At 61.8% G+C, this 14,768-nt stretch carries 14 protein-coding genes and 1 tRNA gene; 12 read left to right on the forward strand and 3 right to left on the reverse strand.

The annotated features are described in order from the left end of the window. On the forward strand, positions 1-410 hold a 410-nt coding region (locus Q0J54_RS10790), incomplete at its 5' end, for an IS5 family transposase (protein WP_296305588.1). 295 nt (positions 411-705) lie between these two features. Here Q0J54_RS10790 and gatB read toward each other — a convergent pair. The 3 genes from gatB to Q0J54_RS10805 form a co-directional block, all read right to left on the reverse strand. Then, positions 706-2,133 (reverse strand): Asp-tRNA(Asn)/Glu-tRNA(Gln) amidotransferase subunit GatB, encoded by a 1,428-nt coding sequence (gene gatB / locus Q0J54_RS10795; RefSeq protein WP_296305590.1) that lies wholly within the window; start codon positions 2,131-2,133, stop codon positions 706-708. 117 nt (positions 2,134-2,250) lie between these two features. Beyond that, on the reverse strand, positions 2,251-4,017 hold the full coding sequence (locus Q0J54_RS10800; RefSeq protein WP_296305592.1) for an ARMT1-like domain-containing protein: 1,767 nt from the start codon (positions 4,015-4,017) through the stop codon (positions 2,251-2,253). Positions 4,018-4,024: 7 nt separating this feature from the next. Further along, a complete protein-coding gene (locus Q0J54_RS10805; protein ID WP_296305594.1) occupies positions 4,025-4,888 on the reverse strand; it encodes an NAD(+)/NADH kinase in 864 nt (287 codons plus the stop codon). 94 nt (positions 4,889-4,982) lie between these two features. Between Q0J54_RS10805 and Q0J54_RS10810 the strand changes: the two genes are divergently transcribed. From Q0J54_RS10810 to Q0J54_RS10860, 11 genes are all read left to right on the forward strand, one after another. Beyond that, positions 4,983-5,624: an SIS domain-containing protein gene (locus tag Q0J54_RS10810; RefSeq protein ID WP_296305596.1), complete on the forward strand. Its 642-nt coding sequence runs from the start codon at positions 4,983-4,985 to the stop codon at positions 5,622-5,624. 10 nt (positions 5,625-5,634) lie between these two features. Further along, a complete protein-coding gene (locus Q0J54_RS10815; RefSeq protein ID WP_296305598.1) occupies positions 5,635-5,868 on the forward strand; it encodes a zinc ribbon domain-containing protein in 234 nt (77 codons plus the stop codon). Positions 5,869-5,877: 9 nt separating this feature from the next. Then, positions 5,878-6,807, forward strand: a complete 930-nt coding sequence (gene hemC / locus Q0J54_RS10820; RefSeq protein WP_296305600.1) for a hydroxymethylbilane synthase — start codon at positions 5,878-5,880, stop codon at positions 6,805-6,807. Positions 6,808-6,812: 5 nt separating this feature from the next. Next, entirely contained in the window at positions 6,813-9,269 is a 2,457-nt protein-coding gene (locus Q0J54_RS10825; RefSeq protein WP_296305602.1) for a Lon protease family protein, read from the forward strand. A gap of 105 nt (positions 9,270-9,374) precedes the next feature. After that, entirely contained in the window at positions 9,375-9,953 is a 579-nt protein-coding gene (locus tag Q0J54_RS10830) for a TetR/AcrR family transcriptional regulator (protein WP_296305604.1), read from the forward strand. A gap of 103 nt (positions 9,954-10,056) precedes the next feature. Further along, the gene (locus Q0J54_RS10835) at positions 10,057-10,203 is read left to right on the forward strand and encodes a hypothetical protein (protein ID WP_296305606.1); all 147 of its coding nucleotides are present in this window, start codon (positions 10,057-10,059) and stop codon (positions 10,201-10,203) included. After that, positions 10,203-11,711 (forward strand): sodium:solute symporter, encoded by a 1,509-nt coding sequence (locus tag Q0J54_RS10840; RefSeq protein WP_296305608.1) that lies wholly within the window; start codon positions 10,203-10,205, stop codon positions 11,709-11,711. The genes Q0J54_RS10835 and Q0J54_RS10840 overlap by 1 nt, the downstream gene beginning before the upstream one ends. A gap of 80 nt (positions 11,712-11,791) precedes the next feature. After that, positions 11,792-11,868 (forward strand) — tRNA-Glu (locus Q0J54_RS10845). A gap of 239 nt (positions 11,869-12,107) precedes the next feature. After that, entirely contained in the window at positions 12,108-13,319 is a 1,212-nt protein-coding gene (locus tag Q0J54_RS10850; RefSeq protein WP_296305610.1) for an integrase arm-type DNA-binding domain-containing protein, read from the forward strand. Further along, complete coding sequence (locus tag Q0J54_RS10855; protein WP_173783295.1) at positions 13,316-13,483, forward strand: hypothetical protein; 168 nt, start codon at positions 13,316-13,318, stop codon at positions 13,481-13,483. Before Q0J54_RS10850 ends, Q0J54_RS10855 begins: the two co-directional genes overlap by 4 nt. 37 nt (positions 13,484-13,520) lie before the next feature. Further along, the gene (locus Q0J54_RS10860) at positions 13,521-14,561 is read left to right on the forward strand and encodes a hypothetical protein (RefSeq protein WP_296305614.1); all 1,041 of its coding nucleotides are present in this window, start codon (positions 13,521-13,523) and stop codon (positions 14,559-14,561) included. The last annotated feature ends 207 nt before the right edge of the window (positions 14,562-14,768 follow it).

Genomic DNA, 14,768 nt, shown 5'->3' on the forward strand with positions numbered 1-14,768 from the left:
AGCCGCACAAAAGGGGGCTCAACTCAAAAATACATCTGGCCGTGGATGCGCATGGTATGCCGGTCAGAATTATTGTTCCAGAGGGTACCCGAGCTGATTGCAAAGAGGCCTGTGCGTTGATTGACGGGTTGAGTGCCGGAGCGCTTTTGGCTGATAGAGGCTACGATACGGAGAATATTCTCCGCAAAGCGGGTGAATCCGGTTGCCAGGTTGTCATCCCGCCAAAGAAAAGTCGTAAAATATTACGCAACTATGACAGAGAGCTCTACAAAGTCAGGCATCTTGTCGAGAATGCTTTTCTGCATCTCAAGCGCTGGCGGGGAGTTGCCACACGGTATGCCAAAAGATGCTCCTCTTTTCTTGCCGCCGTTCAAATCAGGTGCATATCTTTGTGGGCAAACATAATTTGACGGCACTATCTAGTCAAGAGCCAAAGAAAAATAGGCAGGGAAACGTACGTCTCCCTGCCTGCTCTGCTGGCTTGTACGCCCCTTCTTTCGGGGGCCATCATCCAGTTTGCGGCAAAGCCGCCCTTTTTCGCAGGTCAGCTCCACGAGAAAGGTCGGCCCTACGCCATGCCGGTTCAACCGGCTCGTTTGAATCGCTGGTCCGTCGTTTCACGGAAAAAACGCTGTTTTTCCGTTTGGTTTGGGCCGGGCGGAGCTGTGTCGCCCCGCGTTTTGCCTTTTTCAACGGCAAAACGCTCTAACCTAGCTTCTTCTGCAGAAGTTCGTTGACCAGGGCGGGATTGGCCTTGCCCCTGGTGGCGCGCATGATCTGTCCCACAAAGAAGCTCATAAGCTTGGTCTTGCCGCCGCGGTAGGCCTCCACCTCGGCGGGATTGTCGGCCAGCACCTTGTCCACCGCGGCTTCCAGCTCCGAGGAGTCGGATATCTGCACGAGGCCCTTGGCTTTCACATAGGCTTCGGGCATTTCGCCGCTGCGCATGAGGTCGGCAAAGATGTCGTTGGCGATCTTGGCGCTAATGAGGCCCTTGTCTACGATGTTGACCAGTTCGGCTAGGGCGGCGGGCGTCATGCGGCAGTCGGCAAGGCTGCCGCCGCCGGCGTTGAGCTCGCGCAGCAGCGCGCCCAGCATGAAGTTGGCCACCTTGCGCGGCTCGGCCAGACGGGCGGCCTCCTCGAAAAAGTCGGCCATGAGCCGGCTCTGGACCAGCACTTCCGCTTCGGGCAGGGGGAGGCCCGTCATCTCCACGAAGCGGCGTACCCGCGCCTGCGGCAGTTCGGGCAGTTCGGCCTTCCAGCGGGCCATCTCCTCGGCGGAGATGCGGACAGGCAGCAGGTCCGGGTCGGGGAAATAGCGGTAATCGTGGGCCTCTTCCTTGCCGCGCATGGAGACGGTCACATTTTTGACCGCATCGTAAAGGCGCGTCTCCTGCACGATTTTTTCCCCGTCGGCAAGCGCGTCCTGCTGGCGGCCGATCTCGTAGTCGATGGCGCGCTGGACGTTGCGGAAGGAATTGAGGTTCTTCAGCTCCGTACGGATACCGAAGGTGGGGCAGCCCACGGGGCGGATGGATACGTTGGCGTCACAGCGGAAGCTGCCCTCCTCCATGTTGCCGTCGCAGACGCCCAGATAGGTCACGATGGCGTACAAGGCCTTGAGATAGGCCACGGCCTCGGCTGAGGAGCGCATGTCCGGCTCGGAGACGATTTCCACCAGCGGCGTGCCCGCGCGATTGAGGTCAACGTAGCTGACGTTTTCCCCCTGGGCGTGGATGTTCTTGCCGGCGTCGTTCTCCATATGGATGCGGGTGATGCCGATGCGCTTTTGCGCGCCGTCCACCTCGACGTCCAGATGGCCGTGCTCGCAGATGGGCAGGTCGAACTGGGAGATCTGGTAGCCGGAGGGCAGGTCGGGATAGAAATAGTTCTTGCGGGCAAAGACGGAACGGTCATTGATGGCGCAATGGGTGGCCAGCCCCACCAGTGTGGCGTAATGGACGGCCTGCCGGTTGACGCGCGGCAGCGCGCCGGGCATGCCGGCGCAGACTTCGCAGACGTTGCTGTTGGACGGCTGCCCGAAGGTGGTGGGGCAGGAACAGAACAACTTGGACCTGGTGGCAAGCTGCACATGCACTTCAAGACCGATGACGGCTTCATAAGCTGGCATAGGGACTGTACTCCATAAAATGCGGCCGCTGCCGGCCGCGCGTTTTAGGCATGTTGCCGTGAAATCTGCGGGGATATGGCGCGAGGGGGTCCCCTTCCCCAACAATGCGCTGCCGCCCTACGCTTCGTGCCGCGGCCTGGTCAGGGCGGCATCAAAATATTTGCCGACCCCGTATTCGCCGCGCCGCATGAACATTCGCGCTTCAGGGCCGATGATCTGCATCTCCCGGTTCTCGGCCTGCATCTCCAGGGCGATGCGCATCTCCTTGGTGCAGCCGGTGGAGTAGGTCGCGTCCTTTCCCGTCCAGGCGGCGGGCATCTTGCGGCCCAGCAGGGCAAAGCTCTCCTCGATGTCTTCCACTGTCTGGAAACGCCAGATGTCGATGCAGCCGCTGCGCTGCACGCGTTCCCACATGTACATGAGGTCGTCGCCGTCCATGCCGTCCACAAAGTGCTCGGCCGGATTGATGATGAGGGTGTTGTCCATCTGTCGGCGCAATTTGTCAACAAAGGCCCGCGCCAGCTCCACGGCCGTATGCGTCTGCCCGGGGATGCTGCCGATGATGCAGCTGTAGAACATGACGTTCTTGCCCGCCCGCCGAGCGGCGCGCATGTCGTTGATGATGCCCTCGGCCTGAGCGGCGATGTCCTGTTCATTGAATTTGTGCGCCTGCGGGCTGTGTGGCCGGAAAGCGCTGTGGCGGCCCTGTCCGTCCTGCCAGAAGCAGAGGATGTCCCGTGTGAACTGGTGGCTCGTGCCCAGCAGGATGTCCGCCGAAGCGCGGCCCTTGGCCAGGATGAGATCCGCCTCCTTCCAGGCGCGGGAGAAGGTGACGGAGACCCGGTAAAGGTTGAGGGCCTCGCTGGTGCCGTCATGGATGATGGCGAGCCGGTGCGCGCGCAGGTGACGCAGCAGGTCGTTCTTGCTCGCCCGTTCGTCATGCAGGATGCCCTCGCGCGGGACAAGCCCCCGCAGGCCGGGGTCATCCTCCAGGTCGTCCAGAACGGGGGCCATGTCGCAGCAGGCGGACTTGACGGCATAGACGACGCGCATGCCCAGCTCCGTGCAGAGGTCCGCAAGGAAAAGATCAAAGACCGTACCGCCCTCCGCATCACAGAGGAGGAGGACCGTGCCGCGTTTGCCGGCGGTCTGCAGCAGGACGCGGCAGGCCGTCTCCATCTCCTGATCCGCATGGGCGAGCAGGGGCTGGAGATGCGTCGCCGTGAGCGCCGACGGACTGTCCGCCGCCTGCGCGGCGATAGCGTCGCCGGCCAGCGCCAGCACCAGCCGTCGCGCCAGGGCATGGCGGGAAAGGCGCTCCCCTTCGGCCCGCAGACTGTTCCCCCGGGAAAAGTCGGGCGGCAGCGCATCCAGGGCATCCTGAAGGGCGGGCAGCTCCAGCAGGTGGCGCTGACGCCGATGGGCCGCCTGCCGGCGGGATCGCCACGGGTCGTCCCAGGGATCGTCGAGGGTCAGCGCCAGCGCCGCCATGCGCTTGGCCAGCCGTGTGGGCAGGAGCGTCCCGGCCGCCGTACCCTGCCGGTAGCGCAGGCGGCAGAACTGGAGCAGCAGGCGTCGCTTGTGCGGGGACGGGATCCGCAGCACGCGCCGCTTCGTCTCCTCCCAGATGGCCTGATACTGCTGCCGCAGCGCCGTCTTGTCGCGACTCTGGAGTTGTCGGAACACCGTGTCCGGGCAGGGAAGATAGACCTGCCCCTCCTCAAGACAGACCATGAAGGAAAGCTGTTCCGGCCCGGCAATGATGTCGGGATTCAGGGTGTGGGCGATGTTGTTGTCCACCATGAGGCCGTGGATCCAGGCGTCGAGGGCGGCGTCATGCCCGAGACGAATGTCGGCTGCCCGCTCGAGAAAGGTGCGTCGCATGGGCTTCCTAGAGGCTGCGCCCGCCGGTGGCGAAGTTGGTCACGAAGCCTCGCGTGCGCAGGCGTTCGAAAAAAGGCACTTCCGCCCCGGCAAAGAGGACGGCGTCATCCTTGCCGGTGACTTCCACCGTATCCCCGATGCTGAGGACGATGCCTTCCTGTCCGTCGATGGTGAGGTAACTTTCCGTGCTGCCCGGCAGGACGTCCAGCGAAAAGAGCGCCGTGCCCGGAAAGATCATGGCCGGGATGGTATTGAGGAAGGGACAGATGGGCGTGAAGACGATGGATCGCAGCGAGGGATAGAGCAGCGGCCCTCCGGCGGAGACGCTGTAGCCCGAGCTGCCGATGGCCGTGGAGAGGATGATGCCGTCGCTGCGCAGATCGCACATGTGTTCGTCATCCACATAGATGCCCAGACTGACCAGACGGGACAGGGAGGACCGCCCCAGCACAACATCGTTGACGGCATGGCCGCGCGCGGCCTCCCGGCCATCCCGGATGAGCCGCCAGGCGAGCGCCGAGGCCGGGCGCAGGGGCATTTCACCGGCCAGACAGGCGGCAAGGCAGGGCTCCCACTGATCGGGCTGCACTTCCGCCAGAAAGCCGACCCGGCCGAAATTGATGCCGAGCAGCGGTACTCCGCTGCCCACCATGCGTCGCGCCACGCCGAGCATGGTACCGTCCCCGCCGAGGACGACCACAAGGGCAAGTTCCGGGTCGGCATAGGCCGGCGAGCCGATGCCGGCCCGGCATTCGCTGACGCGGCAGTCCCGCTGCCGCAGCCATTGCGCGATGTCTCCGGCAAGGGCAGCGGCTTCATCGCTGTTGGCCTTGACGACAAGAAGTATGTGCTTGCTGGCGCTTTCGTGCATTGGCGCATCTTATGTCAAGCCCGGCATGACTGCAAGTCCGTCCCGCTTTTTTTCGCGACTTGTCAGAGAGCGGGCTTTGCCGTACAAGACGGACATGGTTTTTTCGGATGCCGCGCAGGACGCCATGACGCCCTCTGATCCCGTGGGAAGCTATCTTGCGGAGGGCGCGCGCGTGCGCCGCCTTTTTTTTCAGGAAGCCGCGCCGCTGCTGCGCCGGGCGGCCCTTGGCATTGCCCTGGGGCTCGCCGCCGGCGGCAAGCTGCTCTTGTGCGGCAGCGGCGGCGGCAGCCTCCTTGCCCGCCAGATGCTTGCCCTGCTGACGGGGCGCTATCTTCTGGACCGCCCCGCCCTGCCCGCCGCCGTGCTGCTGCCGGAGGATGCCGCCTCGTCGCTTGAGGCCCGGAGCGCGTTCGTCTCCTGTCCGCCTGCCCGGCAGATCGAGGCGCTGGGCGCGGCAGGGGACGGGCTGCTCATCTTTTCTCCCCCCGGGCACGACGCCGCCCTTGCCGCCGCGGCTGAGGCGGCGCGACAGCGGAAAATGTGCGTGGTGGCGCTGGCCGGCGAGCACGGCGAGGCGCTTGCGGCATACAGCGACGTCCTGGTGTGCGCGCCCCCTGCGCCGCCGCCGCTGGTGCAGGAGCTGCACATGGCTGCCGGGCATCTTGTCTGCCGGCTCATTGATCACTATCTTTTTGAAAATCCGGCGGTCCTGCGCGCAGCGGCCGCCACAGCATGAGGTCTTCTGTATGCCCATTTACGAATATGCCTGCGACAAATGCGGCAAGGAATTCGAAGAACTGGTCTTTGACGACAGTACCCCGCCCTGCCCCCACTGCGGTTCCGCCCAGACGCACAAGCTCATGTCCTGCTGCTGCGTGCACGGCGTCAGCCAGAGCGGCGGCGAGTCCTGCGCCACTACCGGCGGTGGTGGCGGCTGCGCCGGCTGCTCCGGCGGCAACTGCGCAAGCTGCGGACATTAGGAGGGGCGCATGGCACGACTGACCATCGCCACCCGCGGCAGCCGGCTGGCCCTCTGGCAGGCCGAACATGTGAAAAACCGCCTCATGGCCCTTGCCCCCGGGCTGGACATCGAGCTTGCCGTCATCAAGACCCGCGGCGACATCATTCTCGATGTGCCGCTGGCGCAGGTAGGGGGCAAGGGGCTCTTCGTCAAGGAGATCGAGGAGGCCCTTCTGGACGGCCGGGCGACGCTGGCCGTGCACAGCATCAAGGATGTGCCCATGCAGCTCCCCGACGGTCTGACGCTCGGCTGCGTGCCTGAGCGGGAAGTCTGCACGGACTGCCTCCTCTCCTTCCGTCACGCGGGGCTGGACGCGCTGCCGCACGGCGCCTGCGTGGGCACAAGCAGCCTGCGCCGTCAGGCCCAGCTCCTGGGCCTGCGCCCAGATCTGAAGATCGTCTCCCTGCGCGGCAATGTGGATACCCGCCTGAAAAAGCTGGAGGACGGCGAGTACGACGCCATCGTGCTGGCCTCGGCCGGCATGCGGCGGCTGGAACTCGTGACGCCCTACATGCAGCCGCTGCCCCCGGACCGCTTCGTGCCGGCCGTGGGACAGGGCGCGCTGGGGATAGAGTGCCGTGCCGACGATACGGCCACGCTGGAACTGCTGGCCCGTCTCGAACACACGCCCACCCGCATCTGTGTGGAGGCCGAGCGCGGCTTCCTCGCCGGGCTGGACGGCGGCTGTCAGGTCCCCATCGGCGCGCATGCGGAAATGACGGACGACAGCCACTTCACTCTGGAAGGTCTTGTGGGCGAGGTGGACGGCAGCCGCATCCTCCGTGCCCGTCGCGACGGTCACGCCGGCAATGCCCGGCAGACCGGGCTTGATCTGGCGGACCACCTGCTGGATCAGGGCGCCCGCGACATCCTTGAACGACTTTACTGCAACAGGTAGACGCCATGCCGCCCGTATCGCCCCTGCCCGCTTCCCGTCTGCACGCCATCATGGATCCCACCCGCATCCCGTGGGAAGACAGCGGCAGCATCCCCCGTCCGCGCAACGGCGCGGGCAGCCGCAACGCCTTCCAGCCCCGCTTCCTGCAGGCGATGGATCTGGCGCTGGCCATCCAGACGCCCGGCTACAATATCTATGTCTCGGGCGAGAGCAATCTGGGGCGTACCTATACCCTGCTTGCCTACCTTGAACCGCAGGCCCGCAAGGCGGCCCTGCCGCCCGACCTCGTCTACGTCAACAACTTCGCCGACCCGGACAGTCCCCTCCTCCTTTCCCTGCCCGCCGGGCAGGGGCGCAAACTCAAGGAGAGCCTGTCCGCCGCCGTGGAAGCCATCAGCCGCGAGCTGCCGCGGCGCTTTGAAGGCAATACCTTCATGCGGCAGCGCGCCAAGCTCATGGACAAGTTTCAGCAGGCGCGTAACAGCCTGCTCAGCAAGATGAACAGCGTGGCCGCGCACAAGGGCTTCAATCTGGACATGGACGAGGGCGGCAGCCTGACGCTCTATCCCCTGCTCAAGGGCAAGCGCCTCAGCGACGAGGAATACGAAAGCCTGGACAACGCGGTACGCACCAAGCTCAAGCGGCGCGGCGAAACGCTGGTGCAGACCATGGCCGGTTTCATGCGGGAGCTGAGCAGGGCCGAGGAATCCTTCCATGACGATGAGCGGGATCTGGAGCGCAAGGTCATGGAGCAGGTGCTCGACGCCGAGCTGGCCCCGGTGTGCCGTCGTCTGCTCAAGGCCTGCGCCTGCGAGGGGCTTGAGAGCTACTTCGCGGCCCTGCGCGAGGACATGCTCAAGAATACGGACCTCTTCCTCCCGCGTGAGGCCCCGGCGGGGACGCCCGGCAGCGGAGAGGCCCCTCATCCGCCGCAGAACCTGCCCCCCGATCCCGGCCTGTACCGCTACGGGGTCAACCTCTTTGTGGATAACGGGGACGGCAGCGGCGCGCCCATCGTGGTGGACGATCATCCGACGTCGGTCAATCTGCTGGGCTGCATCGAGCGCGAGTCCGAAATGGGCGCCCTGGTGACGGACTTCACCCTCATCAAGGCCGGCAGCCTGCACAAGGCCAACGGCGGTTTCCTCGTGCTCCGCATCGAGGACGTGTTGCAGCATCCCGGCGCCTGGGAAGGCCTCATGCGTGCCCTGCGGTCCAGCCAGGCCCGCATCGAGGACGGGGGCGACATGCCGGATACGGCCATCCGCACCAAGGGCATCAATCCCCAGCCCCTGCCGCTCCGCCTCAAGGTGGTGCTCATCGGGGACGAAGGCCTTTACGAGACCCTGCTCGACAACGACGAGCGCTTTGCCAAGCTCTTTCGCATCAAGGCGCAGATGTCCGACAGCATGGACCGCTCGGCGGCGGGGATACGCTTTTACCTTTCCGCCATTGCCCGCATCGCCGAGGAAGCCGGCCTGCCGCCCTTCGACCGCGGCGCGCTGGCCTGGCTGGTGGATCTGGGCTCGCACCTCTGCGAGGATCAGCGCAAGCTTTCGCTCAAGTTCCCGCTTCTGCGCGAACAGATGATCGAGGCCGCCGCTCTGGCCCGCATGGAAGGCAAGGACAAGGTGAGCGGGGAGATCCTCGAACGCGCCTACGCCGCACGCACTTACCGGGCTAATCTGGTGGAAGACATCTTCATGGAGGAATACGACCGCGAGATGATCAAGGTGTGCACCTCCGGTTCGGCCGTCGGGCAGGTCAACGGCCTCTCGGTCACCCTGCACGGGGACTTCGAATTCGGCCTGCCGCACCGCATCTCCTGTACGGTGGGCGTGGGCCATGAGGGCATCATCGACCTCGAGCGCGAGGCCGAGCTGGGCGGTCCCATCCATACCAAGGCCATGATGATCCTCAAAAGCTTCCTGACGGACATGTTTGCCCGCAAGAAGCCGCTGGTGCTTTCCGGTTCGCTCTATTTCGAGCAGAGCTACGCGGGCATCGAGGGCGATTCGGCCTCCGGAGCGGAGCTCATCGCCCTGCTGTCGGCACTGGCCGACGTGCCGGTGCGGCTGGATCTGGCCATGACCGGCGCGGTGAACCATTCCGGCCAGATCCTCGCCGTGGGCGGCGTGACCCGCAAGATCGAGGGCTTTTACAAGGTATGCGCGCGGCATGGCCTCACGGGCACACAGGGAGTCATCATCCCGCATGACAATGTGGATCATCTCATGCTGTCGCCCGAGGTGCTGGAGGCCGTCGAGAACAAGCGTTTCGCCATCTATCCCGTACGGCGCATCGATGAGGCGCTGACCCTGCTGACGGGCATGCCCTGCGGCCGGCGGCGCAAAAACGCCACCTTCACCCCCGGCAGTCTGTATGCGCTGGTGGACAACCGGCTTGAACAGCTGGGTGACTACGCGCAAAACGCCTTCAGACGCAGCCGAAAAACAAGCTGACGCGCGCTTCGCAAGGCCGCATCGGGCTTGACTTTATGGGATTGATTGCGTACACAGTCAGGTCGGAGACATTCCCCCTCAACCTCAACAGGTGCAGTCCCGACGATGGCGAGCAAAAACAAGAAAGAAGCCTTGCTTCAGGCGGCCAAGGAACTTTTTGGCGAGTGCGGGTATGTGGAGACGACCTTCAAAAAGATCTCCGACCGTGCCGGGGTGGCTCTCGGCCTGCTGACGCATCACTACGGCAACAAGGAAAAGCTTTTTCTCGCTTCCGGTCTTGACGTGCTGGAAAACTTCCTGGTCGTGCTGCGCGAATCCAGCATGGAGGCGCACAACGGCTTTGAAGCCGTCATGTGCTTCTGCAAGGCCTATCTCGACTTTTCCGTGGACAAGAATTCCAACTGGCTGGTGCTGGTGCGATGTTCGCCCTACAGCGACATGAAGACCAAGACCGACCGCGACCTCATGGATTCCATGTTTTCCCAGGTGCATTCGGAGCTGGAAGGTCTCATTGCCCGCGGCATCTCCGACGGCAGCATCGCCCGGGTGGAACCCAAGGGGACGGCACAGGTCATCATTTCCCTCATGGTGGGCGCCAACCGAACGCGCGTGCTCACTCCCTACGCTCAGCCGGATCTGTACGAACAGGTGCTGGCCTTTGTTGCCAGAGCCGTAAAAGCCTGATATGTCAAAAAAACGCCGACTTCGGTCGGCGTTTTTTTGTTTCCACTCCCTGACGCGACGCGCTGCACGGGCACGCCGCGTCGCTTCGCACACAGAGGTCACCATGAATGCCGAACCCCTTTCCTTCCTTGCCGTGTTCCAGCAGGCGGATGCCGCCGTCCAACTGGCCGTGGCGTCCCTGCTCTTCTCCCTGCTCTTCTCCCTCTGGGGGCTGCTGCGCCTGAAGCTGCGCAAAGGGAAGGGCTGCTGATGCAAACGCTGCTGAATATCCTTATCTGGGTGGGCTACATCGGCCTGTTCGTCTATCTTGCCCGCAAGGGTGAGGGACATGACGCCATGCACACCGGCAAGATCAATTTTGCCGTACAGGCGCTGGCCTATGTGGCGACCTATATCTCCGCCGTGGCACTGGTCGGCTTCGGAGGGCTTTCCTATGCCTACGGCCTGCAAATGCTGCTGGTGGCCGCGGGCAACGTCTGGCTCGGCACCTGGATCGTCTACCGCTTCCTGGCCTGGCCAACGCGCCTCTGCCAGCGCAATCTCAACGCCCGTACGCCGTCGCAGCTTCTGGCCCGGGGGCATCGCTCTCCGGCACTGGGGAAGTTCCTTGCCCTGCTCTTTGCCGTCTTTCTGGGCGTCTACGCCTCGGCGGTCATCAAGGGGGCGGCCCTGCTGCTGGCCCAGATTTTGCCGCTGCCGGTCTGGCTGCTCATCTGGCTGGTGGCCCTCCTGGTGGCCTTCGCCGTCTATGTAGGGGGGCTGCGCGGCGTCCTGTACACCGAGGCCATGCAGGGCTTCATCATGCTGGTGGGCATCTGCATGCTGGTCATGGCGGTGTTCAAGCAAGTCGGGGGGCCGGTGGCCGGCATGGCCGCCCTGCAAGAGCTGCCGCCGACCGCGCTGGCCAATGAGGGCTTTCTTGCCCTTTCCGCCGGCCAGCAGGGCTGGTTCATCATTTCGCTGGTAATCGTCACCTCCATCGCCGTCTGGGCCCAGCCGCAGATGATCCAGCGCCATTTTGCCCTTACCTCGGCCCGGCAGGTGGGCAGCATCACCCCGCTGGCCATGCTGGTGCTCACCGTGCTCGTGGGCGGCGCGTACTTCGTGGCCGCGCTGGCGCGCCTCATCCTGCCGGAAGGCGTGCCGCCGGATGACGTCATGCCCCTGCTCGTCCGGCAACTCCTGCCGGAAGTCGGCCTCCAGATCTTTGTGCTGGCTATCACTTCGGCCTCCCTTTCCACGGCAACGGCCATCTATCACATCGCCGTGTCCGCCATTGCCGAAGACCTGCCGGGGCGCAAGGCATCGCGTCCGGCATGGCTTGCGGGCATCATCTTTTGCGTGCTGCTCAGCGGCGGCTGCGCCCAGATCAAGGGACAGCTCATCGCCCTGCTCTGCACGACCAGCTGGAGCATCGTCGGCGCGACCGTGCTGGTGGCCTATGTGGCGCTGGTACGCTTCGGCAAGCGCAGCAGCCTGGCCGCCTGGCTGAGCTGCGCCGGCGGCTTCACGGCCTGCCTGGCCTGGTATCTGCTCAGCCACGAGGGCTTTTCCGCCTTCGTCTACTCCCTTGCCACGCCGGAGGCCACGGTCAGTGCCGTAACGCCTGTCCTTACCGTGCTGCTGGGCGAAACGGCCGCCCGCATCCCGCCCTTTTTCGTGGGCTTCGCCTGCTCGCTGGCCGGCTGGTTTGCGGGCTGGGCCTGTGACGCCACCGGCCGCAAGCATTCCAACTTCTGGCCAACTACGCAATTTTAATGGATTTTTTAGGGATAAATTTTTTTGATTTTTTTGTTGACAGAACAGGGCTTCATGCGTAGAGTCTCTTCCTGTTGAGCGTCCCCATCGTCTAGCCGGCCCAGGACAACGGCCTTTCACGCCGTCGACAGGGGTTCAAATCCCCTTGGGGACGCCAAATTTAGGTACAAAGAAGAATGCCAAAGTCCAAAAGACCTTGGCATTCTTTGTTTTTTCATTCCAATACGGTTTCCCGAAATCCAGCCTCGTCCGCTTGCATCCATGAAATTTGTGGGTATATCCGTAGGTAGGAATGTGGTACGACATTTCCGATACCTACACGGATAACCGGCCGGAATCAAACATATTTTTGTCCATGTGGGTATCTCTCCGTCCAACGACAACCAGGGAGTGCCCATGCCTCTTACCGATACCCACATCCGCAGTCTGAAACCCGATTCAAAGCCCCGCAAATATTTCGACGGCGGCGGCCTGTTCCTCTATTTGCCCACCAGCGGCAGCAAGCTCTGGCGGATGGCTTACCGCTTTGACGGCAAGAGCAAACTGCTCAGTTTCGGGGAATACCCCAGCGTCTCGCTCAGGGACGCCAGAGAACGACGCGAGGATGCCCGGCGTCTGCTGGCCAAAGGCGTTGATCCTTCCGAGCAGAAACGGGAAGAAAAGAAGGCCAGAATCTCAGCCGAACGCGAGAGCTTCCAGAATATCGCCAGAGAATGGCATGAAACCCGCATGGCGGAGTTTTCTGAAAAGCATCAGGGAACCGTCATGTACCGGCTGAAAACCTACATCTTTCCACGTATTGGCAAAATGCACATCGCCAAACTGGAAACACGGGATATCATGGAGGTGGTCAAGCCTCTGGAGCAGCGGGGAAACTATGAGACTTCCCGGAGAGTGCTGCAGATCATCAATCAGGTATTCCGCTATGCGGTCATCACGGGCCGGGCAAAGCACAATATCGCAGCCGATCTTCGGGGAGCCTTGAGGCCGAGAAAAACGGTCCATCGCGCGGCGGTGCTGGAACCGGAAAAAGTCGGCCAGCTTTTGCGGGATATCGACGCCTACGAAGGCTATTTTCCTCTGGTCTGTGCCTTGAAGCTGGCTCCGTTGGTTTTCACCCGTCCCACGGAACTGCGGGCTGCCCAATGGAAGGAATTCGACCTTGAGTCCGGGGAATGGCGCATCCCTGCGGAACGCATGAAAATGCGCCGTCAGCATCTTGTGCCCCTGTCCCGGCAGGCAATGTTCATTCTTCGGGAACTTCAAAAATACTCCGGGGAGGGAAAATTCCTTTTTCCCTCCATCCGCACGGAGGTACGGCCCATTTCCGATGCGACCATGCTTAATGCGCTTCGGCGCATGGGCTACCAGAAGCACGAAATGAGCGTGCATGGTTTTCGCTCCATCGCATCCACACTGCTCAACGAACTCGGCTATAACCGGGACTGGATTGAGAGGCAGCTTGCCCACGGGGAGCAGGACGAAGTGCGTGCGGCATACAATTATGCGGAATATCTGCCTGAGCGCCGAAAGATGATGCAGGATTGGGCGGACTATCTGGACGGATTACGCAACACACAGCAGAAAAGAAATAAGGAGGGAGTATGAAAAAGGACACCATGACAGACCGTGATGTTTGTATCTCCATCGGGAAAATAGAAGACGAGACGCAGGTGACGAGCAATGACACCGGCTGGAGTGAAGAAGAAAAGGAGCGTATGAGACAATACGGCTATGACGACATGGACATGATCCGGGCGTGGTATAGCTGAAACAGGTTTTACAGGAAAACAGCGGCACGGAAGGTACATGACTATCCCTGCCGCTGTTTTTTTATTGTCCATTTTTGGGCGACAGGGTATCCTTTCCTCCATGACAGACCGACAGAACATAACCATAGGCAGAGTGCGGCAGGCGTATGGCCTGACAGTCAGAGAAGGTGAAATGCTTGCCCAGGCACTCTGGCCTGACGCCGTTCAGCCTCTGGGGCTATGGCATACGACCTATGAAAATTGCTGGCAGGCATTTGTTGCGGGCAATCATGTCGCATATGGAACGCAGATGCCGGAATTTCCTTCAGTGCCGGAACTGGGGGCGGGCATTCAGACATATCTGCTTGGCTTTGATGTGATGGAATTTTTCAGAAAGATATCAACGCTTGTTCCTGTTACCTCCCTACAATATGGGTTGAATGTCATTCTTGAAGAATCCTTTGAAGATACGGCGTCTGTCTTTCCCGAGGAACGAGAATTTCTGTTCAGCAGTCTGGAGAGACTGAAAACAGAAGACATCTTCGCGCAGTATTCACCGGACTCGCCTCTCTTTGAGAAACCGATATTCTCCATTCCCGCCTCAAGTTATCACTTCATCGCGCATATCTTTACCGATACCATAATGGTGGATAGGGACATTGCTATCAGATATCTCCGTTATTATCCCTTACGCCAGGAAGTGAAAGGCATCACCCGCGCCCTTGTGGAATCCCTTTTACGGGCAGCTCCGCCGGAATCGTCCGTTGCCGACAAAGCGGCGGCAGTTCCCCTGTGTGAAAGGTCACCGCAGGATGAAAAACTTGTTTTCCGTATTCCCGGAGCATTCTGGGAAGGAAGGCCGGACGCCGCCGTCCGTGACGCCATGAAAGAAAAGTATCCTCTTTCAGTCATCGCTTATGTTCTCCTGTATTGGTGTGGTCCTCAAAAATCCGAGACCAGTCACAAAACTCCGCAGGGCAGAAAGACGCATGTGGGACGCTTGCTTGCGGGCAAAGAGTACAGGGACGACAAATCCTATCGCAATTTGATGGATATGCTCCTCAAGGAAGCGGAGACATATGCCATAATCAAGGCGTGACCAGCCTGCTGTTTTCCCGTCTTTTTTAGATTTTCCCGTCATTTTCCCGTCCGATTCCCTCACGGGAATTGTTTGACGTGTGCCAGATTCTCCTGAAGTCCAACCAGATTCAGGAGATTTTTTTATGAAACAGCATCAAGCACCCATTCCCGTCCACGGCCTTCTGCGTCTGCCTCAGGTTCTCAGCATGATTCCCATAAGCAAGAG

This window comes from uncultured Desulfovibrio sp., assembly GCF_944324935.1.
GTDB lineage: Bacteria > Desulfobacterota > Desulfovibrionia > Desulfovibrionales > Desulfovibrionaceae > Desulfovibrio.